Origin of the sequence: Mesorhizobium sp. M0772 (assembly GCF_040320135.1) — a bacterium.
In the GTDB taxonomy this organism is placed as follows: Bacteria; Pseudomonadota; Alphaproteobacteria; order Rhizobiales; family Rhizobiaceae; genus Mesorhizobium.
This window is the reverse complement of record NZ_JAMYPB010000006.1, coordinates 164,363-188,158: the sequence shown is the minus strand read 5'-3', so window position 1 is coordinate 188,158 and position 23,796 is coordinate 164,363. Positions and strand designations below refer to the sequence as shown.

The following is a 23,796-nucleotide window of genomic DNA, read 5'->3' as shown; positions in this document are numbered from 1 at the left end:
CACTCCTTCCAAGGCACCTTGCTCTCCTTGCAAAGGGCCGAAAGTGTAACCCATGTCTCCGGAATGAACTGTCACCCATCTCTCGGGAAGGGCACGGGTCCATTCCGGACACATAGGTTACGGTTTGTACCTGGCATATGGGTAGCACTCTGAAGGTGTACGAACGAAACAGAACGACCGAGCGCTGCCCTTCCCATCCTGGCGCGTTGCTCGACGACATCGTTCCCGCCACCGGCAAGACCAAGGTGGAAATCGCCAATCTGCTCGGAATCTCGCGCCCAGCAGCTCTACGATATCATCCGTGAGAAGAAGCCGGTATCGCCTGCCGTGGCCGCCCGCCTTGGCAAGATGTTCGGCGATGGTGCCGCGATCTGGCTCAGGATGCAGGCCGCGTGCCTGGCATGCGGAGCGCGAAGTCGACGTCAGCGCCATCCCGCTGCATGCTGCATGAAGGCAGGGTGCGTTCGCTGACAGCAACGTTCCCGTAGCAGATTAGAGCACCGGCCTTCTAGTCGGATGGACACAGGAACTCATTTCGGCAATCGGCACGCTGCGGAACGGCTAAGCCTGGTCTGGCATCTGAATCAGGTGACGGTCACTGAGATAGGTTCCAGACGCCACGGCATCACGAACGACGAACGGGCGAAGGTTTGCGCTCGCCAATTCCACGAGAGGCAGCCAGTGCTGAACGAGATGGCCTTCGCGGCTGGTCACGTCGCGACGGTCAATGGAGACCAGGAAGAAATGTTCGGCCTGTTGAATGGTCTGGCCTTTGTATTGGAAATGGTTTTCCACGCAAAACAGGTAGCGAGCGGTCATGACTAGGGCGTTCGTTTCCTCCTCAAACTCTTTACGAAGCCGCGTCTCAAACGTGTCCCCGATTTCGTACTCGCCGCCGATGAAGGCATAGAACGAACTCGGATCATTGGCAGGCCTTTGGACAAGCAGCTTGTCGTCATCCACGACAATCCCCGCCACTCGAATGCGCGGTATGCGGCGGGATGCAACGGCTCGGAAGAACTGATCCTGGCCAAACGTCTCGCTCATGCTCACTTCCCCTTCATTCAGCCAGCCCCCACTTTCGTTGCTGGACTGCAGTATCCAAAGCATCCATTAATTTTAATCGGCCTCTAGTTAGACGCGCCAGTGAAATCAATTTCACTTTGTGGACATAGGCAGTTTGCATATGAGCCTTGAAATCGATTTCAGCCGCCCGGCCCTCCAGGCCGATGGTTAAAGGTGCGAATGCTGTCGGGATCGGAACGCGGCTCGCGTTCAGGCGTTTGTCGCTGATGGCACCGAAAACCCCGACCATTGCGCGCATCTGGCGCGGCAGGACCTCGCCCGACAAGGCCGATGCCTATGAGCGCTACAATTACGAGGCTGGTATCAAGCCGCTGATCGAGAAAGCGCTTGGCGTGCAGACTTTTCGCGAGGACACGCCGACACATTCGGAATTCATCACCATCTCGTATTGGGAGAGCGTCGAAGCAATGGCCGCCTTTACCGGCGGCGATCCGCAAAGCATCCACCATCTCGACCGCGACAAGGTGTTCCTGATCGAATTGCCGAAGGGTGTCCAGGTGTTGCGCATCCTTTCCAGCCACGGAATGGTTGGCGGCAGCTGATGTTTGCGGGCTTTGACGCCAGGACCGTTCAAATGGAGGAGACATCGATCTTCGTCAGGGCCGGTGGCTCAGGGCCGCCGCTGCTGCTCCTGCATGGCTTTCCCGAAACGCATGTTATGTGGCGGGACATCGCCGTGGCATTGGCGCCGCACTTCAGCGTGGTTGCCGCCGATCTGAGAGGCTACGGACAAAGCGGCTGTCCGGCTTCCGGAGCCATTCATGCCGCCTATTCCAAACGAGCGATGGCGCGCGACATGGTGCAGGTTATGGACGTTCTCGGTTTCGACCGTTTCATGGTTGCCGGCCACGACCGTGGCGGTCGCGTCGCCTACCGGCTGGCGCTCGACCATCCCGAAACCGTGTCGAAAGTCGCCGTTCTCGACATCGTCCCCACGGCCTCCGCCTGGGATCGGGCCGATGCCAGGTTGGCGCTGGCCTTCTGGCCGTGGAGCCTGCTCGCCCAGCCCGAACCGCTGCCGGAGCGCCTGTTGTCCGCAGCACCCGACGCAGTTGTCGACAATGCGATCGCCGGCTGGGGCTCGGCTCCAGATGCTTTTCCCGCTGAGGTCAGGGCCGCCTATATCGAGGCGCTGCGTGATCCCGCCCATGCCCACGCCATCTGCGAGGAATATCGCGCCGCCGCCGGCATCGACCGCGAGCACGACGCGCAGGATCAGGCTGATGGCTGTCGCATCAGATGCCCGCTGCTTGCGCTCTGGAGCGGCGAGGGCGGGTTGGAGAACTGGTATGCGGAGGAGGGCGGCCCGTTGGCGATCTGGCGGCAATGGGCTGATAACGTCGGAGGCGGCTCGGTCAAGGGTGGGCATTTCTTCCCGGAAGAGCACCCCGAAGACACGGCTGCAAGGCTGTCGAGATTCTTCGCAAGCTGACTGCGGGCCGATTGCTAAAATCCGGGCCTGTGTGTTCCTGTGTCGACTATCTCAGATGGCCGAGGGATTGCAGGATCAAAGTGCTCGAAAGACCAAGCAGGGCGATACCGTAAAACCGGTCGATCCACACGGCGTTTGGCCCAGCCAGAAGCCTTGCAGCCCGCGCGCCAAGGGCTGCGTAAAACGTCAGCACAAACACATCGGCAAGCGCAGCGATAATGGCCAGGATGCCATACTGGATCGCGATCGGCTCATCCACGCGGACAAAATGCGGCAGGATCGCGGGGAAAAGCAGCCAGGCCGCCGGATTTGTGACCGCCACCAGGAAGCAGCGCCCAATGAGTGCCTTGGCTGAATGGCGTGTTTCGGGAAGGTTAGGGTTGAACGAAGGTCGGGATGCGGTGCGCAGGGTACCGATGGCGACGAAAAGCAGATAGCCCGCGCCGAACATCCTGAGAGCCGAGAGATAGAATTCCGAAGCCAGCAGAAGAGCGCCGAAGCCCAGCGCGACGATGCTGATAAGAACGAAATCAGACAGTACGACGCCGGCCATGCCGAGAAACGCGCGTCGAAAACCGTAGCGGGAGCCGTTGGTGATGGCGAGCACGACGTCCGGTCCCGGAACCGCCATTCCGAGCACCGACACAAAGGCAAATGTCACCAGCGGCAGGTTTCCCATGACGCCGCGTAATGTACCCGGCGCTCACCGTCCGTAACGCCCTTCACACAGCGGCTTGGCTATCGCCGATTGTTGTTGGCCACCTTGGCTCAGTGCCCGCCGCGCATCTTCACCACCACAGTCCTCACCGCCAGCACCAGCACGGTTATGATGATCAGGATCACCGAGAGCGCGGCGATCGCCGGGTCGATGTTGTCGCGCAGGCCCATCCACATCAGCCGCGGCAGCGTGATGGCGTTGACCGAGGTGATGAACAGGGTGACGCCGATCTCTTCCCAGGACAGCACGAAGGACAGCAGCGCGGCGGTGACGATGCCGAACCTGATGTTGGGCATGATGATGCGCGTGGCGCGTTCCCACACGCCGGCGCCAAGGCCGCGCGCGGCAAGGTCGATGCGGCGGTCGAGCTGGCTGAGCGCGACCAGGATCAGCACCGTGGCGAAAGGCACCGTCATCACCGAATGCGCCATGGCGACGCCGAGCCAGGTGTCGTAGCCGAAGAACGAGCTCATGCCCGAGATCGACGTCAGCAGGAAGTAGAGCGTGATCGCCGAGACCACCGGCGGCACCACCATCGGCAACAGCACGAAGCCGACAAGGGTGGCCGTGAAGCGCGGCTGGAACATCCAGACGCCAAGGCTGAAGCACAGCGCCAGCACGGTGGAGATGACGCTGCTGACGATGCCGATGCGGATCGACAGCAGGATGGCGTCGAGCCAGCGCGGATCCTCGATCAGCGCGCGGTAGTGGCGCAGCGACAGTTCGCCCGTCGGCATAGCCAGCATGCGGCTTGGCGTCAGCGACACCGGGATGACCGCCAGCAGCGGCAGCAGCAGGAACAGCGCCACCAGCACGGCGAGGATCAGCGAGACGGGACCGGGGCGATAGGTCGGCATCAGATCAGCTGCTTCGGTCTGACATAGCGGAACAACAGCGCCATGAGCGCGCCGACGAACAGCACCAGCACGACGCTGATCGCCGCACCCAGTCCCCAGTCGGGGCTTTGGAATATCCTGAGGTAGATCAGCTCCGCGATCATCACGCTGCGGCCGCCGCCGAGGATCGCCGGCGTGACGAAGAAGCCGAGCGAGAAGACGAACACGATCATCGCCGAACCGATGATGCCGGAGCGCGTCATCGGCACGAACACGGTCCAGAAGGTGCGCATGCGGCTGGAGCCGAGCCCCCGCGCCGCGAGCAGCACGCGCTCGTCGAGGCTGCGCATGGCGGAGGCCAGCGGGAACACCGCGAATGGGATCAAAAAATGCGTCATACCGACGATGACGCCGAACTCGTTGCGCACCAGCGCCAGCGGCTCGGAGATGAAGCCGATCGATTGCAGCCAGGTGTTGATCAGGCCGCGGTTGGACAAAAGCGCCACCCAGCCGAAGGCGCGGGTCAGCACCGAGATCCAGAAGGGGACGAGAATGCAGAATTCAGCGATTATGCGCTGTGCCGGGCTGCCGCGCACCCAAACCATGGTGATGGCGTATGCCGCCGCCACGGAAACCACGGTGACGATCAGCGCGATGCGCAGCGTGCGGATGAACACAGACTGCACCAGGGCATCGGTGGCGAGCGCGCCATACTGGCCGAGCCCCGGTGTCGGCAAGGTGACGCTCCACTTGACGACGCCGAGGAACGGCCAGGCGTAGGCCAGCACAAGGAACAGGAGCAGCGGCGCCATCAGCACCGCCGCGCCCATCCTGTCGGAGAGGGTGCCTCTCATCGAAGCTCGTGCCCGGCCTGGTCAGGCCGAGATGATCTTGGTGTATTCGTCGAGTGCTGCCCCGTAATTCTTGGCGTACCAATCCATGTCGAGCGCGATCTGCTTCTTCATGTTTTCGGGATCGACCGGGTTGATGCGCTTCTTGTCGGCGGGGATCAGCGCGTCGGCGGCCGGATTGGCCGGGCCTTGTCCAAGCTTGTCGAACATCACCAGTTGCTTCTCCGGATCCTGGGCGCTGGCGATGAACTTCATCGCTGCGTCCTTGCCGCCGGGGTTGCCCTTGAGCACGGCCAGCGCGCCGGGCGAAATCAGGCCTTGGTCCCAGATGAACTTGATCTTGCCGCCCGAGTCCTGCTCGATCAGCGAGGCGCGGGTCGACCACACGATCGCCATCGAGGCTTCGCCGTTGAGCAGCACGCTCTGGCTCTCGGCGCCGCCGCCCCAATAGGCCACGACGTTTTCCTTGAAGGCGGCGATCTTGTCATGCGCGCGCTTCAGGTCGAGCGGGTAGAGCGAGGCCGGCGCGATGCCGTCTGCGAGAAGTGCGGCTTCCCAGCTCGACACGCCCCATTTGTAGAGCGAGCGCTTGCCCGGAAACTTCTTCACGTCGAAGAAGTCGGCCATGCCGGTCGGCGCGTCCTTGCCGTATTTCTCCGAGTCATAGGCGATGACGTAGGAGAAGAAATAGGTCGAGGCCGCGTATTCCCAGCCGAAGCCTTCACGCATCTTCTTCTTGTCGACGATGGCGTAGTCGATCGGCTCGAGCGCACCCTGCGCGCCGAGCGTGATGGCCGAGAATGGGTCGACGTCGACGAGATCCCAGGTCGGCGCGCCGCTCTTGAACTGTGCGGCAATCGCGCCTTCGGTCGGGCCCGAACCGTCCATTTTGACGGCGATGCCGGTGTCCTTGGTGAAGGCCTGGCCATAGGCGGCGTCATAAGCGGTGAGGGCATCGCCACCCCAGTTGACCAGCACCAGTTCCTTGGCCTGCGCAAACGCGCCGGTCGAGCGCAGCAGCATCGGCGTGCCGGCCAGCACGAAGGCTGCAAGCTGGGTGAATTGCCGGCGCGAAATCTCGCCGCGCACAGCCCGGGCGGATAGCGCGTCCATGGCTTGTTTTTTGCTTTGGTCTGTCATTTTAGTTCCCCTTTTTCGTTGTTGGTTCCGGTGGTTATGGCGCGCTCCAGATTCTTTGCTGGAAGACTTCGCCGTTCTCGTCGTCATCCTCCGTCCGGAAGGAGGAAACCCTTTTCCGCCGGCCAGGTCAGCCAGACGGAATTGCCTTTGCTCAGCGCCGCCGCCGCGACCTCGTTCGGCACCGAGACGGTCACCTTGGCGCCCTGGCGCGTCGTCAGATCGAGCTTGGTCGCTGCACCCAGATAAGTCGAGCCGATGGCGGTGGCGGCGATGCCATTCTCGCCGGTGACGGCTTCGCGCGCGATCGACATATGTTCGGGCCGGATCGCCAATATGGCGTTGCCGTTCACCGCCTCGGCATTGCCGCGCAGCGTGATCGCGCGGTCTTCGCAGAGCGCGGTCGCGCCATTGTCGGCGCGCTTCACGCCCTTGAGCGGCAGCATGTTGATCTCGCCCAGGAACTCAGCGACGAAACGATTGGCCGGCCGGTCATACACCTCGTCCGGTGCACCGACCTGCAGCAATTTGCCATGGTTGAAGATGGCGACGCGCGACGACAGCGCCAGCGCCTCGCTCTGGTCGTGGGTAACGAAGACGAAGGTGGTGCCGGTCTCCTGATGCAGCCGCTTCATCTCGGCCTGCATCTGGCCGCGCAGGCTCTTGTCGAGCGCTGAGAACGGCTCGTCGAGGAGCAGCACGCCGGGTTCGAACACCAAAGCACGGGCCAACGCCACGCGCTGCTGCTGGCCGCCGGAAAGCTGCGCCGGCAGTTTCGTCTCATGGCCCTTGAGGCCGACGCGCTCGATCATCTCGGCAACGCGGCGCTTGATCTCGGCAGCCGATTTCTTGCGTACCTTGAGCGGGAAGGCGATGTTGGCCTCGACCGACATATGCGGAAACAGCGCATAACCCTGGAACACCATGCCGGCGGCGCGCTGCTCTGCCGGCCGATCGGTGATGTCGAAACCGTCGCTGAAAAGCTTGCCGGCGGTCGGTTGCACGAAGCCTGCCAGGATCATCAGAAAGGTGGTCTTGCCCGAGCCGGAGGGGCCGAGCAGCGTCAAAAACTCGCCGCGGCCGATATTGAGCGTCAGGTCGTCCAGCGCCCGGAACGAGCCGAAGCTCTTGCCGATCCCGATTGCCTTGATCTCTGCGGCCCGGCCGGGTTGCTGCATCCTGCCTCTTCCTTGATCGTGGCTTGAGCGTAGGGCAGTGCGCCGGCTCACCGCAACCGAATAGTTTTCGCCTGATCGGCAAATTTGATTCACGGATGGGAGGCTAGTACGGGCTGATCCGGTTATCCGACAGCTTCGACCTCAACCAGCCATTGAATGCTTCCAGCACCGGGTGGCTGGCCTTGGCATGTTCCGACACCAGGAAATACGAGCGCGGCGAGGGGATCGCGATGTCGAAGGGGCGCACCAGACGGCCTTCGCTGAGCGCGCGGCGGCTGGTCAGTTCGTCGCCCATTGCGATGCCTTGTCCGGCGATCGCCGCGGAGAAGACGAGGTTCATGTCCGAGAAGAAGATACCGCTTTCGGTGTCGGGGTTTTCCACCTTGGACAGCGCCAGCCAGCGCGCCCAGTCCTCGGTGTCGCCGAGATGCAGGAGATTGGCGCGCAGCACGTCGGCCGGTTTTGAAAAGCCGCCGACCTTGTTGAGCAGTGTCGGGCTGCAAAGTGGCGTGAACGAGATTTCGCACAGCAACTCCACCGAGCGGTTCGGCCAGTTGCCGACGCCGAAGGCAATGAAGGCATCGGCGTCCGGATTGCTGACATCGTCCAGCCGCCGCGGCGTCAGGATCGACAGCGCCACGTCTGGATACATCTGCCGGAACTCGCCGATGTGCGTGCACAGGAACAGAGAGGCGAAGCCCGGCGTGCAGGAAACGGCGAACGAACCGCCGACGCCCGTGCCGGCCTGGCGCGTCACCGCATCGCCGAGCACCGTCAGCGCCTTTCTCACATCGGCGGCATAGCGCTGGCCGCGCGGTGTCAGCGCCACGCCCTTGCCGATGCGCTCCAGCAGGTCGAAGCCGAGGTCGCGTTCGAGCAGCCGCAACTGATGGCTGACGGCGCTGCGGGTGAGGTGCAGTTCGTCGGCGGCGCGCCAGACGCTGCCGTGACGGGCAAAACTGTCGAGGGCGCGCAGCGCCTGTGTGGAAGGTATTCGCAAGAGGCCTCAGGTGAACCGAATTTGCATGAACCGGAAAAACATATCACTTTTTGCAATGCCGCTTCACTGCTTTCTTGGGCCGCATGGAGAAACCGGTGACGACCTCGGCGCAAGCCACCGCGCTTGCCTGTCTCGATAGCATCCAGCCGTCGCTGTCGGCGTGGACGCGCACCATTTTCGATTTCGGCGAAACAGCCTGGCGCGAATACCAGTCGGCGGCCTGGTATGTCGCGCGGCTGAAGCATGAGGGCTTTTCGGTCGAGGAAGGGTCGGCCGGCATGCCGACCGCCTTTTGCGCCCACTGGACGAACGGCCCGGGGCCGACCATCGGCATGTACGGCGAATACGACGCCGTGCCCGGCAACTGCCAGGACGCGGCAACGGTGAAGCGATCGCGGCCGGGCCTCGGCAGCGAGGCCGGCGGCCACACCGATCCGCATTCCGGGCTTGGCATTGCCGGCCTCGGCGGACTTCTCGCCACCAAGGCGGCAATGCAACGCCACGGCATCGAGGGGACGTTGCGCTTCACCGGCGAGCCGGCCGAGAAGGTCAGGGGCTCGAAGCCGATCCATGCGGCCAAGGGCTACTATGACGGCCTTGCCGGCATGATCTCCTTCCACCCCTTCTATATGCTGCCGCTCTGCAACACGGCGCGCTGGGACACGCATTGCGGCGCGGCCTACGCGATGATCTACCGTTTTGTCTGCGACGAACCCGAAAACTGGGTTCGCGCAAGCGATGGCGCGCCGATCCCGCAGGCGCATTCGGCGGTGCGGGCGCCCGGTGCCAATGACGCGCTGATGGCGATGTACATGACCTCCAAGGCGCTGCGCGATTCCATGCTGCCTCACCAGGGCGGCTGGTCGATCAGCGAGGCGATCCTCACCGCCGGGCAGGCGACCGCCGACAATCTGCCGGCGGGGCTGGCCGAGATCCAGTACATGATCCGCGTGCCGACCATTGCCATGGCAGAGCAGGTCACCGCGGTGCTCGACCGTAATGCGGCCGCGGCCGCGGCGATCAGCGGTTGTCGCTATGAGCGCCATTGGGTGTCGAAGTCGAGGCCGGGCCTCGCCAATCACGCCATGGCGGGGATTGCCTGTGAGGCGCTGTCCACCGTTGGCGCTCCGAGCTGGGACGAGGCGGCGAAAGCGATCGGTCGCGAGGTCCAGGTCAATGCCGGCGGCACCGCGACCGACAACCCTTTCATCGACGAGATGGAGCGGCTGGTTGCGCCGCAAGAGGCCGAGGCAATCCTGCGCCGCGATTTGCCTCCGTCGCAGATCAACTCGACCTCCGACGACTACACCGACATGTCGTGGCACACGCCGACCGCACGCTTCTATGTCGCCCGCCCGGCGCTGCGCTCGGCGAATGGCCATGCCTATCCATCCTGGGCGATGAACGCGCTGGGCGGTATCTCGGCCACCATCGACCCGATGGTCATTTGCGCCGCCAAGACGGTTGCGCTTGCAGCCCTCCGCCTGCTCGAGGACAAGTCCGCGCGCGATGCGGCCATGGACGAATTCGTCACCCGCACCGGCGGCGGCATTGGTGGCTCCAACTGGATCGCGCCGCTTTGCGACTATGACCCGCCGATCAATTTCCGCTGGCCGGAATATGTCACCACCGCGCGCGGACGCGATTGGTGGATTCCGAGCAGCCAATCCAATCAAGCTGCATAGTCAAATCGAGGAGAACCTTATGACCGTCCATGATCGCATCGTCGCCGAACCGTTCTCGCTGCAGCGCCGCAATCCCGCCGGCGGCACCAAGCCGCTGACATCATGGGGCTTTGCCAACGAGACCGACGTGCTGACAGACGTGTTGCTCGGCTCGCCAAACTTCCTGCGCCACCTCTCGACCAGCTCGCTGTCGCGCAAGCATTTGCGCGAAGCGCCCTGCAACGTTCAGATCGCCCAGGCGCAGCACAAGGACCTCGTCGCCGCCTATGAGCATTTCGGCGTCAACATCCACTGGCACGAGCCGACGCCGGAACTGCCGATGCAGGTCTATTCCAGAGACTCCAGCGTCATGACGCCCTACGGCGCCTTCATCACCGCCATGGCCAATTGGTGGCGGCGCGGCGAGAACTATGCCGCCATCCGCACCTATGAAAAGCTCGGCATCCCCATCTACGACATGGTCACGGCTGGCACCTTCGAAGGCGGCGACTTCAACGTCATCGAGGAGGGCGTGGTGCTGATCGGCTGCGGCGGCGCCCGCACTCAGGAAGAGGGCGCCCGCCAGGTGCAGGACTGGTTCGAAAAGGAAGGCTGGGAAACGCGCCTCGCCTTCATCGACGAATATTACGTCCATATCGACCTGATGGTGGTGCCGATCGCCGAGAAGCTCACCGCGGTGTGCCTCGCCTGCACCGAGCCCGGCATCGGCGACTGGCTGAAGGGCAAGGGCCACGAGATCATCGACGTGCCCTTCCAGGACACGATGGCGCTCGGCTGCAACTTCATGTCGCTGGGCAAGGACAGGGTCATCGCGCCGACGTCGAGCCAGTCGCTGATCGGCCAGCTCAAGGCACGCGGCTTCGAGGTTGCTGCCGTCGACATGAGCGAGATTTCCAAGACCGGCGGCGGCATTCACTGCATGGCGCAGGCGCTCAAGCGCGAGCCGGCGTAACGGCACGAATTGCCGCCGGGACCTGTGACGGACTGCTGCCAGATTTGACAAAACAGGCCTGGCAGAGGAAATTGATGCCATTAGAGGAGGGATTCTGTGAAGAAAACTTACGAAAAGCCGAGTCTGGCCAAAGCCGGCAAACTCGGATCGCTGGTCGCTTCAAACCCGTCGAAGCCCGCCCCCTGAGCGCAACCAGCCGCTGAAGGCCGAAATTCGGTCGTCCTGGTTATCGGCGACCGGATCGCGCTGTATGATTGAAGGGAGCCCGCCGGCTTTGAACGGCGGGCTTTTTGCTTTGCGCCAGAGCGCTGCCGCGTCTGCCGGCTAGTCCAATCTGCCCGAACCTGAATTGAACTTGCTCCGGGCGTTTTCCAGATGCGCCCGCATCGCTTGGCCGGCCGCTTCCGGGTCGCGGCGCTCGATCGCCTCGAACACCGCCTGGTGGCCGGCAAAACTCGTGCGGTTTCGATCTCCGTATTGGCCACGTGGATGCGCTGATTGATCAGCCATTCGACCTAGCCGTTGATTTTGAAACCAAGCCAGCTTCCCCAAAAGATCATGCCCAAACAAAGCCATAGCGCGAAGACCACATGCGCGCCGTTCCCGCCCGCCCGGCGATCAGGGAGTGGCTGGCGTGAGATGGCCGCGCTGACGACGGAACGAGATCGCCTCGTCTGGCCGGCCGGACGCGCGACGGCGTGGTCCGGCCGGAATTCCATCTGCTATGCGGGTATCAATACGGCGATGCGATGCACGCCGACCTCCTTGCTTGTATTCGTCGCTTCATCGGTCTTGCCCTTGGAGCAGGTGTACATATCACCCGTCTTGAGCTTGAATTCCTTGTCCGCTTTCTTGATCGTGAATGCACCTGAGGTAATGGTGCACACCATGTCGTTGTCCATCACGGTTTGAGGAGCATGTGCTCCGGGCTGAAACACAACGTCGATAATTGCGATGCTCTTGTAGGCGGGAATGTCTGCATTGCCGGTGCCGACCTCCACCACCCTGACACCGGGCGCAATCTCCTTGCCCTCTTTCGGGCCGTATTTCTTGATTTTTGCCGATGCCGCCAAGGGGAACAAAGGCGCTACCGCGGCGGTCGTCAGACCGAGGGCAATTGCAGACCTGCGATTCATGGTTTTCATTGCATCCTCCCGATGCTCGTCATGCATGGATATGCACGATCCTCGATATATTAGCACAAACGAATTTACTTGTATGCAAAGTGGCTGTGGCGCAGGCCAGCAAGGAAATGCTCCGCCGGATAATGTCGCTTCACTGTACCTTTTGCCGGAATTTCGAATGACAGGTCGAGCAATCCTGCAGGATGAGATGCAGGATATGCTCCGCCGGCAGTTTGGTCGGATCGGCTTCCTCTGGAATCGAGCGCTTGCCGAGCAGGCTGCCGCCGCCCATCGCCAAGCCGGTGCCCATGCGCATGTCATCGGTGATGACGGCCGGCGCGCTTTCGGCCTTGGCGGCCAGAGCGTCGGCCAGCGTTCCGATATGATTTGCCAGGGCCTCGAATTCCGCCCGTGACTGATCGATCTCCAGCCTGGCCTGCGAAGGCGGTCCAAGCGAGCCGCTCGGAAATTCGGCAATCAGGGCAGGGCCGGTGCGAGCGCGCAGCGTGTCCGCTGCCGCCTTGAAGGCTGCGGCGTCATAGGGTTGCCTGCGGTCGAACATGCCGGCAATGGTTTTCGCAGCCGCCGCCATCTCCTTCATCGACGCCTGGCGGGCCGCGACGATCGGCCCGCTGCCGACGGAGGCGCCCATCGTAAGGGCACAGACCAGCCACAGCAGCGCCGCTTTCACAGTCCATCTCACGGCGCCATGTCCTTGCCCCATCCATCCGTGCTCAGCCAGCCGCAGCAGGGGTTCGACCTGCAGTCGGATTCTTCGGTCGTGATGCCGGTTCTCATCGGTAAATTTCCGTCGCCGGAGGTCTCCGTCTCTGAGCAGATAGACCTTCCAGCCACCGGAAGGTCAACTGATTGAGAATGCCGATCAGCGGGCAATCAGCACAGGCTTGCAGCAAGCTGACGCAGCGTTTCCTTGACTTGGATCGCAAAAACGGGCAGCAAGGCGGGGGTGAGGGAGAGCATTCTACCGTGGCGCAGACCATGGAGTGCTCTTTTTTTCGTATCAGGCGCCGCATAATCGGTGGCTGATGGAGGGATTGGTTAACCAACTTTGTCCATCTTTTGATTCAATCGGCAACAGACGCGAAAGGTGCAGGGGGCACCAGCGAACTGTGGATGTCACGGATGCGAGGGTCGCAAGCCTGCATGCCGATTGAGAGTGGTTGTATGGCGTTTTTGCGTTTGAAAGACCGGGGCGATACTCCTGAACGGGGTTTGACTTCGAAGAGATCCGGCCAGCGCTGGGTGGTGGTGCCGGTTGTCGGCGCGGCCTTGGCGCTGTGGTCGGTGGCAACCATGGCCGGCCTCTATTCGCTCGGTACCTCGCTCACCGCAGCCTCCAACAGCCTTCCGCAGAGTCTGCTTCTGCCGAACGCAGCACTTGCCGATTCGCGCCGCAGCCTCGCCAATTCGTGGGCGCCTCGGCTTTCGGCGCAAAAATCACAGGCCTCGCTGCTCAGCCAATGCGACGCCGGCTGCGCGCATGCCGCCGCGAACTTCGCGCATGACGGCAAGATGGCGCGGCTGAAGCCGGCCGCGCACGCTGTGGCCCCGAGCAGTGTCGCCTCAAACATTGCGCCAAACACCAGCGTCGCTCTCGCCACTTCGCGCGGCATGCGCTTCGACGGCGTGGTGGCCAAGGCAGAGCTGTCGCCGCAAAAGCTGGCTGCCGCCTTCGCCAAGGCCTCGAATGCGCCCTTCATGCTTGCCAGCCTTCCGGTCGCTGCCCGTTTCGCCGAAGTCCGGCTGCCCGATCAGCATGGCCCGGCCTCGGAACGCTTTGGGCCGGAAGTGGCTGAGATCGAACGCTCATCGCGCCTGGCGCTGGCGCTGGCCAACAGCTTGCCGGAAGACGCTGACATGCTGGCCCCGCCGCCGGCCGTTGAAGCAATCGCCGGAGGGCAGGATCCTGAGCAGGCCGAGGTTCAGGTCGCTTCGCTGCCGCCGCAGGACGATCTGCCCGACAACATTGCGTTGCCCGGTTGGCGTCCACGCGCCGAAACCGCTCAGTCTGCCGAGGCTCGGCAAGCCAGCAAGCCCAGGGCAGCCAAGCCACAGACCGACAGGACGCCCGAGAGCCCCGCACCCCAGTCGCCGGGCAATTCGTCGCCGCGCTCGCCACGCAGTACTTCGGAGGTCGCCGCACTGCCTGGCGTGCCAGACAGCCAGAGCATCCAATCAAGCCGGATCAAGCCTGGCAAACGGTCGAAGACACAGGCCGGCGAGATGCTGGCCTATGCCAAGCCGGACGTCCCGGCGGGCGGTGTCGGTCGCGCCTTCAAGGATCTGTTCGCCACGCCCGGAATGGGCGGCGGCGTCGCCGTGTACGATATCTCGGCCAAGACCGTCTATATGCCGGACGGCTCGCGGCTGGAGGCCCATTCGGGGCTGGGTTCGATGGTCGACCAGCCGCGCTTCGTGCACAAGAAGAATGTCGGCCCGACGCCGCCCAACACCTATGATCTGCGACTGCGCGAATCCCGCTTCCATGGCGTCGAGGCGCTCCGTCTCACTCCCGTCAGCGGCGGCAATAAATACGGCCGCGACGGCCTGCTCGCCCACACTTACATGCTGCGCGGCGGCCGTGCGGAATCCAATGGCTGCGTCGTCTTCAAGGACTACGCCCGCTTCCTTGCCGCCTACAAGAAGGGCAAGATTAAGCGCCTCGTCGTCGTGCCGCGCCTGACCAAGCCGCTGACGCGGGTCGCTCAGGAAGGCCGGGGAGCGTAAGGCAGTAGGCAGTAGGCAGTAGGCAGTAGGCAGTAGGCAGTAGGCAGTAGGCAGTAGGCAGTAGGCAGTAGGCAGTAGGCAGTAGGCAGTAGGGCCCAGGAGCGTCCATCGCCTGTTGATTGTTTTTCTGCCCCTATTGCCTATTCCCCACTGCCTATTCCCTTTTCACCCCCAGGCAGACTATGAGTGACCCCTGCGGGTCGGCTTCACCACGAGGACATCCATGACAATACGCGCTGTCGTTTGGGGCGAGAACATCCATGAGCGGACCAATGAGGTGGTCGCAGCCCTCTATCCCGAGGGCATGCACACGACCATCGCCAAGGCGCTGAATGCCGACAAGGCGATCTCCGCCTCGACCGCCACGCTCGATCAGCCGGAGCACGGCCTGCCGGCCGACCGTCTGGCCGAGACCGACGTGCTGGTCTGGTGGGGCCACAAGGATCATGGCGCGGTGGCCGACGAGATCGTCGAGCGCGTCGCCCGCCGCGTTTGGGAGGGGATGGGGCTGATCGTTCTCCATTCCGGCCATTTCTCGAAAATCTTCAAGCGGCTGATGGGCACGCCCTGCACGCTGAAATGGCGCGAGGCGGGCGAGCGCGAGCGGCTTTGGGTGACCAGTCCCAGCCATCCGATCGCCGAGGGCGTCGGCGAATATTTCGAGCTCGAGAATGAAGAAATGTATGGCGAGCAGTTCGCCGTGCCCGAACCTCTGGAGACCGTCTTCATCTCCTGGTTCCAGGGCGGCGAGGTGTTCCGTTCTGGGCTGACCTATCGCCGCGGCGCCGGCAATGTCTTCTACTTCCGCCCGGGCCACGAGACCTATCCGACCTATCACGACGCCAATGTGCACAAGGTGCTGCGCAATGCGGTGAAGTGGGCGCACAATCCGCAGGGCACCAAGTCGGCGATCCTCGAGGCGCCGAACGTGCCGGTCGAGAAGGCGCTGGAGCCGATCGTCGAGCGCGGCGGCAAGCTGCACGCTTCGGGCGAGGCCGGCTTCCGCTAAAGCAAAATCCAGGAAAAAAGGCGTAGCGGTTTTCCGCATGGGTTTCCTAGACCGTATCTGCGCCATATGATTGAATCGAACCAATTCGCTCGGAGTGCAGAGAATGCGGCTTTTGATACTGGGTACCGGCTGGATGGCGCAGGAGCATGCCCGCCGCTTCGGCGGTATCGACGGCGTCGAGATCGTCGGTGCTGTCGACGTCGATGAAAAGCGCGTTGGCGAATTTGCCGACGGGTTCAAGATACCGAAGCGATTCACATCCCTGGAAGACGCGCTGGCGTGGGGCGAGTTCGATGCGGTCGCCAACGTCACGCCCGACCGCATTCACCACCCGACCACCATGGCGCTGATCGCGGCCGGCAAGCCGGTGCTGTGCGAAAAGCCGCTGGCCGAAGACTTCGGCAAGGCAAGCGAGATGGCCAAAGCGGCTGAGGCCGCCGGCATCGTCAACATGGTCAATCTCACCTATCGCAATGTCGCTGCCTTGCAGAAGGCGCGGCAGATGGTGCTGGCCGGCGAGATCGGCACCGTCCGCCACGTCGAGTCCTCCTATCTACAGAGCTGGCTGGTCTCGAAATTCTGGGGCGACTGGCGCACCGACCCGAAATGGCTGTGGCGGCTGTCGCGCGACCACGGCTCCAACGGCGTGCTCGGCGATGTCGGCATCCACATCCTCGATTTCGCCAGCTATGGCGCCGCACTCGACGTCGACCACGTGTTTTGCCGGCTGCGCACCTTCGACAAGGCGCCAGGCAACCGTATCGGCGAATACGACCTCGACGCCAATGACAGCTTCGCCATGACGCTGGATTTCTCCAACGGCGCCTTTGGCGTCGTTCACGCCAGCCGCTGGGCGACCGGCCACATCAACGAATTGCGCCTGCGCATCTATGGCGACAAGGGCGGCATCGAAGTCGTGCACAATCTCGAGGGTTCGGAACTGAAGGCGTGTGTCGGCGAGGATATCGAGAACGCCAAATGGCAGGTGCTCGACGCCGGCACGGTGCCGACCAATTACCAGCGCTTCGTCGATGCGGTTCGCAGCGGCGTGCAGGCCGAGCCTTCATTCCACCATGCCGCCGAACTGCAGAAGGTGCTGGATCTAGCCATGGTTTCGGAACAGAAGCGGACGGAACTGAGGGCCAGCGCCGATACGCAGTGATGTGAAGGGGAGGAAGAAACAATGGTCACGCGCCGCGCGCAATGTCTCTGCGGCCAGCTTTCAGCCGTCTGTTCGGGCGAGCCGGTGCGCATCTCGGTCTGCCATTGCCTCGACTGCAAGCGCCGCACCGGCAGCGCCTTCAGCTACAATGTCCGGTTTGCGCAAGCTGATGTATCGATCGAGGGGCGGGCGAAGCAGTTCACGCGCGCCGGCGACGAGGGCGGCCGCGTCATCTACAATTTCTGTCCGGAGTGCGGCGCCGCCGTCCACTATCGCATCGACACGCAGCCCGGTGTGATCGCCATTCCCGTCGGCGCCTTCGCCGACCCGTCGTTCCCGCCGCCCTTCCAGTCTTTTTACCACGAAAGCCGTCGCTGTGAGTGGGTCGAGATCAACGCCGAGCCGCTGGCGACGTTCGACTGAAGGCCGCTTTTTGGATACCCGGAACCGTCAACGCTCCGCGCCTTTGAGAGGGCATCGCCCCCTGATTGCCATTGCCGAGCCGTTAGCCACCGCGCTCGGCTGCCCCATGAATAGGCATAAGTCAAGACGAATCCGGCTTGCGGCCCGATTGCTGACATGCTTACCTGACGGCATGTGTTCAATGGGGGTATATGGATGGCTAAGGAATCTTCGAATTCCGCTTCTTCAGAAAAGAAGGCGGACGTAAATCTGATAGGTAACACAGAAGGAAACGGGCTGAACTTCATGGGAGTTCAGGCCCGCGAAAACGGAACCGCCGGCGACGCCGTCGGTGTCGACAAGATCCGTGACCTGCTCTTCGGCAACCAGATGCAGGACTATGACCGCCGTTTTTCCAAGCTTGAAGAACGGGTGTTGCAGCGCTTCAAGGATGTCGAGTCCGAGGCCAAGCGCAATCTCGAAATGTACGAGTCGAATGCAAAGAAGCAGATCGATTCGCTTGCAGGGCAATTGCGGAGCGAAAAAGATTCACGAGCCGATGCCGACAAGGAGATCGACCGGAATCTTCGCGAGCAAAACCAGGCTCTTGAAAAGCAGGTGCGCACGTTGTCGGATCAGTTGAGCGCGCTCGAGCGCGACGTTTCGGACCGGATAAATCGAAACGATCATTTGCTGCGTGAGGAAATCAAGCAGAAGAATGAAGGCGTTCAGATGCTGATCGAGAAGATGTTTGCCGACCTCAGCAACGTCAAGACCGACCGAAATCTTTTGGCTGGCCTGTTTGTCGAGGTTGCAAAATGTCTCAATCAGGATCCCGTCGGGAGCAAGAGCAACTCGGACCGCAGCTGGAAAGTGAGTTGATGGGACCTTGACGTCCACCGTCGACCCATTCAACCTTCCGCAAAGAACAGCCTCGAACGATACAGAGATTGATCGCGAGGCTCTGGCTCGTCTTTTGATCGAAATTGCCCGGAACGTTGATCCGGACTACCGTGCGCAGTTCGAGGCGGTTCCAACCGCCGATCCGCGCATGGAAACGCTGCGGCAGTTGCTGGTCAGCCGCGAAATCTCGGAGCTTTCACGCGTTACGCATCTGCTCGACGAACCCGAGCAGCTTGCGGCGGCCGTGGGCGACGTTCTTCCCAGTGCTGCCGGACGAGCGCCTTACGCGCAACTCGGCGAGGCGCTTGCGCCAGCTGTCGAACGGGCTGTGCAACGGTCGATCCAGAAGAGCCCGCGCACGCTGACGGACATATTGTACCCGGTGTTTCTGCCGGCAATTCGCAAGTCGATCGGGGAAAAGATCGACCAGACCTTTCAGTCGCTGAATGAAACTCTAAGGCACATATTCACCTGGCACGGGCTCAAGTGGAGACTTGAAGCCTGGAGAACAGGGGCAAGCTTCTCGGCAGTTGTTCTGAAGCATTCCCTTGTCTACCGTGTGGAACATGCCTTTCTCATTCATCGGAATTCCGGCCTTTTGATAGCGCATGTAACTGCCGACAATGCGACGAGCGAAGATCCTCAGCTCATTTCTTCGATGCTCAGTGCGATTCAGGATTTTGTAAAAGACTCATTTAACGAGAAAGAGCAGAGCGGCCTGGACACAATCCGTTTCGGCGAGCTTCGTCTCTGGTCGGAAGTTGGACCGTTCGCGACACTGGTTTCGGTGATCCGGGGAAATCCGCCGGAGGAATTGCATGAAATCGTTCGCGATGTGTTGCTTCGCATCCATGAGCAATCCTCAGAGGCTTTAGAGCAGTTCGACGGCGACGGTTCGCAGCTGGCCTCCGTAGAGGCGCAGTTGCAGACCTGCGTCGAGCTCAAGCAAGAGGAATCAAACGACGGATTTCCGTGGCTGGTGGCGGCCGTTGCCCTGTTGCTCTTGAGTCTGGCAGGCGGTTGGTACTTTCTTTCCTGGCAATCAGCGCAGCGCTGGCAGGCTTATGTGTCGCGCTGGCAGGCTTACGTGTCGCGAGTGGAGGCCCAGCCGGGCATCATCGTTGCCGAACAGCAGGTACGCGATGGCCAGTTCTATATTGCCGGCCTGAGGGACCCGCTTGCCGTCGACCCGCAGTCGCTGTTGTCAGGCACGGGAGTCGATCCGGCCGGGGTTCATCCGCAATGGCAATTTTATCAGAGCCTTGAGCCGGAGTTCGTGCTGAAGCGGCTGACGGCGTCGCTGGCTCCGCCGGATTCAGTGCGACTTTCGATTGTCGATGGCCGCATCGTCGCCGAGGGTGAGGCTCCCGACACCTGGATCAGCCGGGCGCGCGCGGCGGCCCAGCAGCTTTCGGCAGGCGGGCCGGTCTTCGATATCTCGGGGGTTCGTGACGTAAGCCCCCAAGTGCGCGAGGCGGAGCGCTGGCACGCCTATGTGTCGCGACTGGAGACCCAGCCGGGCATCATCGTTGCAGACCAAAAGATAAGCGACGGCCAATTCTATATTGCCGGCCTGCGAGACCCGCTTGGCGCCGATCCGCAGTCGCTGTTGTCGGGAACAGAGGTCGATCCCGCCCGGGTTCATGCGCAGTGGCAGTTCTATCAGAGCCTTGAGCCGGAGTTCGTGCTGAAGCGGCTGACGGCGTCACTGTATCCGCCGGATACAGTACGACTTTCGATCGTCGATGATCGCATCGTTGCCGAGGGTGAGGCTCCCGACACCTGGATCGATCGCGCGCGCGCGGCGGCCCGGCAGCTTTCGGCAGGCGGACCCGAATTCGACATCTCCAAGGTTCGTGACGTGAGCCCCGAAGCACGCGCGGCGGAGCACTGGCAGTATTATGTGTCGCGACTTGAGGCCCAATCGGGAATCATCGTCGCCCAACAAAGCGCGAGGGGCGGACATTTCTACATTTCCGGCTTGAGAGACCCGCTTGCCGCCGACCCGCAAGCCCTGCTGTCTGGAACGGACGTTGATCCTGCCCGCGTTCATGCACAGTGGCAATTCTATCAGAGCCTTGATCCGAAGTTTGTGGTGAAGCGGCTGACGGCGGCGCTGTCCCCGCCGAAAACCGTTCAGCTCTCGATCATCCAGGGTCGCATCGTGGCCGTGGGTGAGGCTCCTGCCGGCTGGATCAACCGCGCGCGGGCCGCCGCTGAACAACTTTCGGCGGACGGAGTGGTTCTGGATGTCTCGCAGCTGCGTGAGCTGAACCTCGCAGAACTTAATCATTTGAGGCAGGCGATCCAGACGACCGATATTTTCTTCTCTTCCGGCAAGGTTGTGCCGGGACCGGAGCAGACGCCGGTTCTCGACAGGTTGGCGGATCAAATAAAGGAATTCGCCCAGAGTGCCCGCAATTCCGGCGTAACGGCGCGGTTCATGTTGACCGGGCATTCGGACACCACGGGCCGTGAGACGGCCAACGCGTCGATCAGCGCCGCCCGCGCCGAGACAGTTCGTGCGCTTCTCAACAAGCGCGGCGTTGCTCCCGAATTGCTGCTGGTTCGGGGCGCGGGCACTTTTGAGCCGGCTGTACCTGAAAACAGTCTAACCGGTAGCTCCACCAATCGCCGGGTTTCGATTACCGTAAACCTGGACTAGCGGAGCCCAACATGTTGCAAAAAAAGATCTGCATGCTGGGCGGTTTCGCTGTCGGAAAGACGAGTCTGGTCCGCAGGTTTGTGCAGAGCATCTTCTCAGAAACCTACTTGACCACCGTCGGAGTGAAAATCGACAAGAAGAGCGTCGCGCTCCCGGACAAAACCGTGGATCTGATTTTGTGGGATTTGGCCGGCGAAGACGATATCGGCTCATTCCGCGTCAGCTATGTTCGCGGTGCAACCGGGCTCGTGCTAGTCGTCGATGGAACCCGCGCTGCTACTCTTGCCGTGGCACTCACGCTGCGCGAACGGGTCGAGGCCGAATTCGGCGCCATGCCGTTCGTATTGCTGTTCAACAAGTCCGATCTGGCCGATCGGTGGGCGATATCGGATGGTGAGATCAACGAGTTGAGGCAACGTGGATGGCAAATCTATCTAACAAGTGCGCTCTCGGGCGAGCAGGTAGATGACGCGTTTCGTCAACTGGCCTTGATGGTCACCAAATAGACCATGCATGAATTGCCAAAAGAAGTCAGAAATTGGTTTTTCAATTTCTTCTTCGACGGGCACGCTGTCGCTTATCTGAAAATCGACGCCCAGCTTTGTATAGCTGCCAAGGGCGGCAATGTTGAACATTACGGGCTGTCATCGCTTCGCATCGGCAAGCCTGTTGCGGAGCAGCTTGAATTCATGGAAGGTTTGCTGCCTTGCCCGGAGCTTCCGTTTCGCATGGACATGATCGAACTGCCCGGCGGGCGTGTCGCCGACCTTCATTTTTTTGCTGACAATGCGTGCGTGTGGCTGCTTTTTCTGGACGCCACTGCCGAACGGGACAACAGGCAGCGGCTTCAACAAAAGGCCTATGAAATGACGCTCCTGCAGGAGAGGGAGCGTCAACTCAACGAAAAATTGCAATCGACGAACGAGGCGTTGAGGAAGAGCCAGGAGGGATTGGCGCGTGAATACCAGCGCGCCGAAAACCTGCTCCTCAACATTCTCCCGGCCTCGATCGCGGAGCGATTGAAAGCGCAAAAGAAAATTGCCGACAACCACGCAGAGGTGAGTGTGCTTTTTGCCGACATCGTCGGTTTTACGGAACGAGCGCGCAGCGTCGGAGCGGTGACGACGCTCGCTATTTTAAACTACTTCTTCAAGGCGGCGGATCGGCTCTCTGAGCGATACGGCTGCGAAAAGATCAAAACAATTGGCGATTGTGTGATGGTGGTCGCCGGCCTGCCCACGGCGCGATCCGATCATGCAAAGGCCCTCACGCGCTATGCGATTGAGCTGCGCAAAGCGGTCAAGCGGGAACGCTTCGCAGGAGAACCGATAAGGCTGAGAATTGGAATTCACTCAGGACCGATCGTCGCCGGCGTCATAGGCAAGAGGCGGTTCGCCTATGACCTGTGGGGTGAGACCGTTAATCTCGCCTCACGTATTCAAACGTCCGCGGAGCCCGATGAAATCCGTATTTCCGATGCAACTTACCAACTGCTTGGACCGAAATTTGCTTGCGACCCACTCGAGGAAACGGAATTGCGCGGTGCGGGTCGCGTGCGAATGTGGCGGCTCCCGAGCTGATCCGTCACCTGCGGTGCGACCGTGGAGCGCCGATAGCGGCGCCCGAAAGCCATTGGCGTGACCTGATCTTGCGATCGCAAAGCACCCTTTGCGCTTGCCCGGAAGGCCTCTATTCTGGAGCACAGTGGCCGCTGGTGGGATAGAATGTCGGTACTGCCTTTTCTGAGAATCTACGCACCGCTAAATGCGGTGCTCGCTGCGCCTGGGCTTCTGGCGGTGGCTGCGCTCACGATGCCGAACATGTCCGGACGAAGCAGACTGGCTCTGGCTGCCGTGCTCGCTGTCATTTGGGCCGCCTATCTTCTGCAGATGGCCGAGACCCTGCTCAAGCGCTGGGCGGGAGACCTCAGGGACAGGACGCCGGCAATCGCGATCGATGTGCTCGCGGTTTTGGTTCCAGTCGCCGCATTTCTGCTCGACGGCACGCCCGACCGGAGCCTCTACTGTGCTGTCTGGCTGCTGAAGCCGCTGCGCGACTCGACCTTCTTCCCGCTGCTTGGCAGGGTTCTGGCCAACGAAGCGCGCAACCTGGTCGGCGTCACCACGGTCTTCGGCCTGGTTCTGTTCGGTGTCGCACTCGCGGCCTATGTCATCGAGCGCGACGTCCAACCGGAAAAGTTCGGCAGCATCCCCGAGACAATGTGGTGGGCGGTGGTCACGCTGTCCACTACCGGCTATGGCGACGACATTCCGCAAAGCTTCGCCGGCCGCGTCCTTGCCGGGGCTGTCATGATGTGTGGCATCGGCATCTTCGGGCTCTGGGCCGGCATTCTTGCCTCCGGCTTTTATCAAGAAGTCCGTCGCGAGGATTTCGTCCGCAATTGGCAATTGATTGCCGGCGTTCCGTTGTTTCAGAAGCTTGGCCCGGCCACGCTGGTCGAGATCGTGCGCGCGTTAAGGCCTCGCACGGTGCCGGCGAGCGCCGTGATCTGCCGCAGCGGCGAGACCGGCGATCGGATGTTCTTCGTCGTGGAGGGCCGCGTCAGCGTCGCGACGCCGAACCCGGTGGAGCTTGGCCCTGGCGCCTTCTTCGGCGAGATGGCGCTGATCAGCGGCGAACCGCGTATGGCGACCGTCACTGCCGCAACTTCTGTCTCACTCCTGTCGCTGCACGCGGCGGATTTCCAGATGCTGTGCAGCAGCAGCCCGGAAATCGCGGAAATCATCCGCAGGACCGCGCTCGAGCGGCGCGGCGCGGCGCCGGTGGCTTGACCGCACAGCCGATGGTGGTCCGGCTGGAACTGGATGGAGCGGCTCTATCGGCCGCGCGCGGAGGTTCTGGACGGCACGTGGAAGTTCCAGAGGCGTAGCCGGAGACGTAAACGTAG

General features: G+C 62.0%; 24 protein-coding genes and 1 pseudogene. 14 read left to right on the top strand and 11 right to left on the bottom strand.

Annotated features, from left to right (window positions below; all coding sequences use genetic code 11):
• The first annotated feature begins 137 nt into the window (after nucleotides 1-137).
• Nucleotides 138-451 (top strand): annotated as a pseudogene (locus NKI06_RS06445) (HigA family addiction module antitoxin).
• Nucleotides 452-561: 110 nt separating this feature from the next.
• Here NKI06_RS06445 and NKI06_RS06440 read toward each other — a convergent pair.
• On the bottom strand, nucleotides 562-1,047 hold the full coding sequence (locus tag NKI06_RS06440) for an NUDIX domain-containing protein (RefSeq protein ID WP_352984545.1): 486 nt from the start codon (nucleotides 1,045-1,047) through the stop codon (nucleotides 562-564).
• Between the two features lie 13 nt (nucleotides 1,048-1,060).
• Entirely contained in the window at nucleotides 1,061-1,315 is a 255-nt protein-coding gene (locus tag NKI06_RS06435) for a hypothetical protein (RefSeq protein WP_352984543.1), read from the bottom strand.
• On the opposite strand from NKI06_RS06435, the gene NKI06_RS06430 reads away from it, so the two are divergent.
• Together NKI06_RS06430 and NKI06_RS06425 are read left to right on the top strand one after the other, a co-directional pair.
• On the top strand, nucleotides 1,293-1,628 hold the full coding sequence (locus tag NKI06_RS06430) for an antibiotic biosynthesis monooxygenase family protein (protein WP_352984541.1): 336 nt from the start codon (nucleotides 1,293-1,295) through the stop codon (nucleotides 1,626-1,628). The genes NKI06_RS06435 and NKI06_RS06430 overlap by 23 nt on opposite strands.
• Nucleotides 1,628-2,518: an alpha/beta fold hydrolase gene (locus tag NKI06_RS06425; RefSeq protein WP_502900575.1), complete on the top strand. Its 891-nt coding sequence runs from the start codon at nucleotides 1,628-1,630 to the stop codon at nucleotides 2,516-2,518. The genes NKI06_RS06430 and NKI06_RS06425 overlap by 1 nt, the downstream gene beginning before the upstream one ends.
• A gap of 46 nt (nucleotides 2,519-2,564) precedes the next feature.
• Here the strand turns inward: NKI06_RS06425 and NKI06_RS06420 are convergent, their stop codons facing one another.
• The 6 genes from NKI06_RS06420 to NKI06_RS06395 all read right to left on the bottom strand — a co-directional run bounded on the left by NKI06_RS06420 (nucleotide 2,565) and on the right by NKI06_RS06395 (nucleotide 8,238).
• Entirely contained in the window at nucleotides 2,565-3,179 is a 615-nt protein-coding gene (locus tag NKI06_RS06420; RefSeq protein WP_245261757.1) for a LysE family translocator, read from the bottom strand.
• Between the two features lie 107 nt (nucleotides 3,180-3,286).
• Nucleotides 3,287-4,093 (bottom strand): ABC transporter permease, encoded by an 807-nt coding sequence (locus tag NKI06_RS06415; RefSeq protein ID WP_352984536.1) that lies wholly within the window; start codon nucleotides 4,091-4,093, stop codon nucleotides 3,287-3,289.
• Nucleotides 4,093-4,926 carry an ABC transporter permease gene (locus NKI06_RS06410; protein ID WP_023670301.1) on the bottom strand — a complete coding sequence of 278 codons (834 nt, stop codon included), beginning with the start codon at nucleotides 4,924-4,926 and terminating at the stop codon, nucleotides 4,093-4,095. The genes NKI06_RS06415 and NKI06_RS06410 overlap by 1 nt, the downstream gene beginning before the upstream one ends.
• Nucleotides 4,927-4,947: 21 nt before the next feature.
• Nucleotides 4,948-6,063, bottom strand: coding sequence for an ABC transporter substrate-binding protein (locus tag NKI06_RS06405; RefSeq protein WP_023828919.1), 1,116 nt, complete (start codon nucleotides 6,061-6,063; stop codon nucleotides 4,948-4,950).
• 83 nt (nucleotides 6,064-6,146) lie between these two features.
• Nucleotides 6,147-7,238, bottom strand: a complete 1,092-nt coding sequence (locus tag NKI06_RS06400; RefSeq protein ID WP_352984533.1) for an ABC transporter ATP-binding protein — start codon at nucleotides 7,236-7,238, stop codon at nucleotides 6,147-6,149.
• 103 nt (nucleotides 7,239-7,341) lie between these two features.
• Nucleotides 7,342-8,238 carry a LysR substrate-binding domain-containing protein gene (locus tag NKI06_RS06395; protein ID WP_352984531.1) on the bottom strand — a complete coding sequence of 299 codons (897 nt, stop codon included), beginning with the start codon at nucleotides 8,236-8,238 and terminating at the stop codon, nucleotides 7,342-7,344.
• 83 nt (nucleotides 8,239-8,321) lie between these two features.
• Here NKI06_RS06395 and NKI06_RS06390 point away from each other — a divergent pair, with 83 nt between their 5' ends.
• Nucleotides 8,322-9,923, top strand: coding sequence for a zinc-binding metallopeptidase family protein (locus NKI06_RS06390; protein ID WP_031198082.1), 1,602 nt, complete (start codon nucleotides 8,322-8,324; stop codon nucleotides 9,921-9,923).
• A gap of 19 nt (nucleotides 9,924-9,942) precedes the next feature.
• Nucleotides 9,943-10,875: a dimethylarginine dimethylaminohydrolase family protein gene (locus NKI06_RS06385; protein WP_352984529.1), complete on the top strand. Its 933-nt coding sequence runs from the start codon at nucleotides 9,943-9,945 to the stop codon at nucleotides 10,873-10,875.
• Between the two features lie 324 nt (nucleotides 10,876-11,199).
• On the opposite strand, the gene NKI06_RS06380 is transcribed toward NKI06_RS06385, so the two are convergent.
• The 3 genes from NKI06_RS06380 to NKI06_RS06370 all read right to left on the bottom strand — a co-directional run bounded on the left by NKI06_RS06380 (nucleotide 11,200) and on the right by NKI06_RS06370 (nucleotide 12,702).
• Nucleotides 11,200-11,385 carry an FCD domain-containing protein gene (locus tag NKI06_RS06380; protein ID WP_023834744.1) on the bottom strand — a complete coding sequence of 62 codons (186 nt, stop codon included), beginning with the start codon at nucleotides 11,383-11,385 and terminating at the stop codon, nucleotides 11,200-11,202.
• A gap of 212 nt (nucleotides 11,386-11,597) precedes the next feature.
• Entirely contained in the window at nucleotides 11,598-12,020 is a 423-nt protein-coding gene (locus tag NKI06_RS06375) for a hypothetical protein (protein WP_023670308.1), read from the bottom strand.
• Nucleotides 12,021-12,150: 130 nt separating this feature from the next.
• Entirely contained in the window at nucleotides 12,151-12,702 is a 552-nt protein-coding gene (locus NKI06_RS06370; RefSeq protein WP_031199434.1) for a cytochrome c, read from the bottom strand.
• Nucleotides 12,703-13,232: 530 nt separating this feature from the next.
• Between NKI06_RS06370 and NKI06_RS06365 the strand changes: the two genes are divergently transcribed.
• The 9 genes from NKI06_RS06365 (at nucleotide 13,233) to NKI06_RS06325 (ending at nucleotide 23,680) form a co-directional block, all read left to right on the top strand.
• A complete protein-coding gene (locus NKI06_RS06365; protein ID WP_352984526.1) occupies nucleotides 13,233-14,747 on the top strand; it encodes a DUF2778 domain-containing protein in 1,515 nt (504 codons plus the stop codon).
• Between the two features lie 223 nt (nucleotides 14,748-14,970).
• Nucleotides 14,971-15,756 carry a ThuA domain-containing protein gene (locus tag NKI06_RS06360; protein ID WP_023684782.1) on the top strand — a complete coding sequence of 262 codons (786 nt, stop codon included), beginning with the start codon at nucleotides 14,971-14,973 and terminating at the stop codon, nucleotides 15,754-15,756.
• 103 nt (nucleotides 15,757-15,859) lie between these two features.
• On the top strand, nucleotides 15,860-16,918 hold the full coding sequence (locus NKI06_RS06355; protein ID WP_023684783.1) for a Gfo/Idh/MocA family protein: 1,059 nt from the start codon (nucleotides 15,860-15,862) through the stop codon (nucleotides 16,916-16,918).
• Between the two features lie 21 nt (nucleotides 16,919-16,939).
• A complete protein-coding gene (locus tag NKI06_RS06350) occupies nucleotides 16,940-17,341 on the top strand; it encodes a GFA family protein (protein ID WP_023715108.1) in 402 nt (133 codons plus the stop codon).
• A 195-nt stretch (nucleotides 17,342-17,536) separates the two neighbouring features.
• Nucleotides 17,537-18,202 carry a hypothetical protein gene (locus NKI06_RS06345; RefSeq protein WP_023670314.1) on the top strand — a complete coding sequence of 222 codons (666 nt, stop codon included), beginning with the start codon at nucleotides 17,537-17,539 and terminating at the stop codon, nucleotides 18,200-18,202.
• A gap of 7 nt (nucleotides 18,203-18,209) precedes the next feature.
• A complete protein-coding gene (locus NKI06_RS06340; RefSeq protein ID WP_031204239.1) occupies nucleotides 18,210-20,888 on the top strand; it encodes an OmpA family protein in 2,679 nt (892 codons plus the stop codon).
• 11 nt (nucleotides 20,889-20,899) lie between these two features.
• The gene (locus tag NKI06_RS06335) at nucleotides 20,900-21,394 is read left to right on the top strand and encodes a Rab family GTPase (RefSeq protein WP_023670316.1); all 495 of its coding nucleotides are present in this window, start codon (nucleotides 20,900-20,902) and stop codon (nucleotides 21,392-21,394) included.
• 3 nt (nucleotides 21,395-21,397) lie between these two features.
• Nucleotides 21,398-22,468, top strand: a complete 1,071-nt coding sequence (locus NKI06_RS06330; RefSeq protein WP_352984524.1) for an adenylate/guanylate cyclase domain-containing protein — start codon at nucleotides 21,398-21,400, stop codon at nucleotides 22,466-22,468.
• 144 nt (nucleotides 22,469-22,612) lie between these two features.
• Nucleotides 22,613-23,680 (top strand): cyclic nucleotide-gated potassium channel, encoded by a 1,068-nt coding sequence (locus NKI06_RS06325; RefSeq protein WP_352984522.1) that lies wholly within the window; start codon nucleotides 22,613-22,615, stop codon nucleotides 23,678-23,680.
• The last annotated feature ends 116 nt before the right edge of the window (nucleotides 23,681-23,796 follow it).

Excerpts from the sequence above, each read along its gene's own strand:
- NKI06_RS06435 (WP_352984543.1), bottom strand. The coding sequence starts at position 1,315 with ATGGTCGGGGTTTTCGGTGCCATCAGCGACAAACGCCTGAACGCGAGC.
- NKI06_RS06430 (WP_352984541.1), top strand. The coding sequence starts at position 1,293 with ATGGCACCGAAAACCCCGACCATTGCGCGCATCTGGCGCGGCAGGACC.
- NKI06_RS06375 (WP_023670308.1), bottom strand. The coding sequence starts at position 12,020 with ATGAAAACCATGAATCGCAGGTCTGCAATTGCCCTCGGTCTGACGACC.
- NKI06_RS06335 (WP_023670316.1), top strand. The coding sequence starts at position 20,900 with ATGTTGCAAAAAAAGATCTGCATGCTGGGCGGTTTCGCTGTCGGAAAG.
- NKI06_RS06355 (WP_023684783.1), top strand. The coding sequence starts at position 15,860 with ATGCGGCTTTTGATACTGGGTACCGGCTGGATGGCGCAGGAGCATGCC.
- NKI06_RS06350 (WP_023715108.1), top strand. The coding sequence starts at position 16,940 with ATGGTCACGCGCCGCGCGCAATGTCTCTGCGGCCAGCTTTCAGCCGTC.
- NKI06_RS06415 (WP_352984536.1), bottom strand. The coding sequence starts at position 4,093 with ATGCCGACCTATCGCCCCGGTCCCGTCTCGCTGATCCTCGCCGTGCTG.
- NKI06_RS06380 (WP_023834744.1), bottom strand. The coding sequence starts at position 11,385 with ATGGCTGATCAATCAGCGCATCCACGTGGCCAATACGGAGATCGAAAC.
- NKI06_RS06410 (WP_023670301.1), bottom strand. The coding sequence starts at position 4,926 with ATGAGAGGCACCCTCTCCGACAGGATGGGCGCGGCGGTGCTGATGGCG.
- NKI06_RS06360 (WP_023684782.1), top strand. The coding sequence starts at position 14,971 with ATGACAATACGCGCTGTCGTTTGGGGCGAGAACATCCATGAGCGGACC.
- NKI06_RS06440 (WP_352984545.1), bottom strand. The coding sequence starts at position 1,047 with ATGAGCGAGACGTTTGGCCAGGATCAGTTCTTCCGAGCCGTTGCATCC.
- NKI06_RS06385 (WP_352984529.1), top strand. The coding sequence starts at position 9,943 with ATGACCGTCCATGATCGCATCGTCGCCGAACCGTTCTCGCTGCAGCGC.
- NKI06_RS06345 (WP_023670314.1), top strand. The coding sequence starts at position 17,537 with ATGGCTAAGGAATCTTCGAATTCCGCTTCTTCAGAAAAGAAGGCGGAC.
- NKI06_RS06405 (WP_023828919.1), bottom strand. The coding sequence starts at position 6,063 with ATGACAGACCAAAGCAAAAAACAAGCCATGGACGCGCTATCCGCCCGG.
- NKI06_RS06330 (WP_352984524.1), top strand. The coding sequence starts at position 21,398 with ATGCATGAATTGCCAAAAGAAGTCAGAAATTGGTTTTTCAATTTCTTC.
- NKI06_RS06425 (WP_502900575.1), top strand. The coding sequence starts at position 1,628 with ATGTTTGCGGGCTTTGACGCCAGGACCGTTCAAATGGAGGAGACATCG.
- NKI06_RS06390 (WP_031198082.1), top strand. The coding sequence starts at position 8,322 with ATGGAGAAACCGGTGACGACCTCGGCGCAAGCCACCGCGCTTGCCTGT.
- NKI06_RS06325 (WP_352984522.1), top strand. The coding sequence starts at position 22,613 with ATGTCGGTACTGCCTTTTCTGAGAATCTACGCACCGCTAAATGCGGTG.
- NKI06_RS06400 (WP_352984533.1), bottom strand. The coding sequence starts at position 7,238 with ATGCAGCAACCCGGCCGGGCCGCAGAGATCAAGGCAATCGGGATCGGC.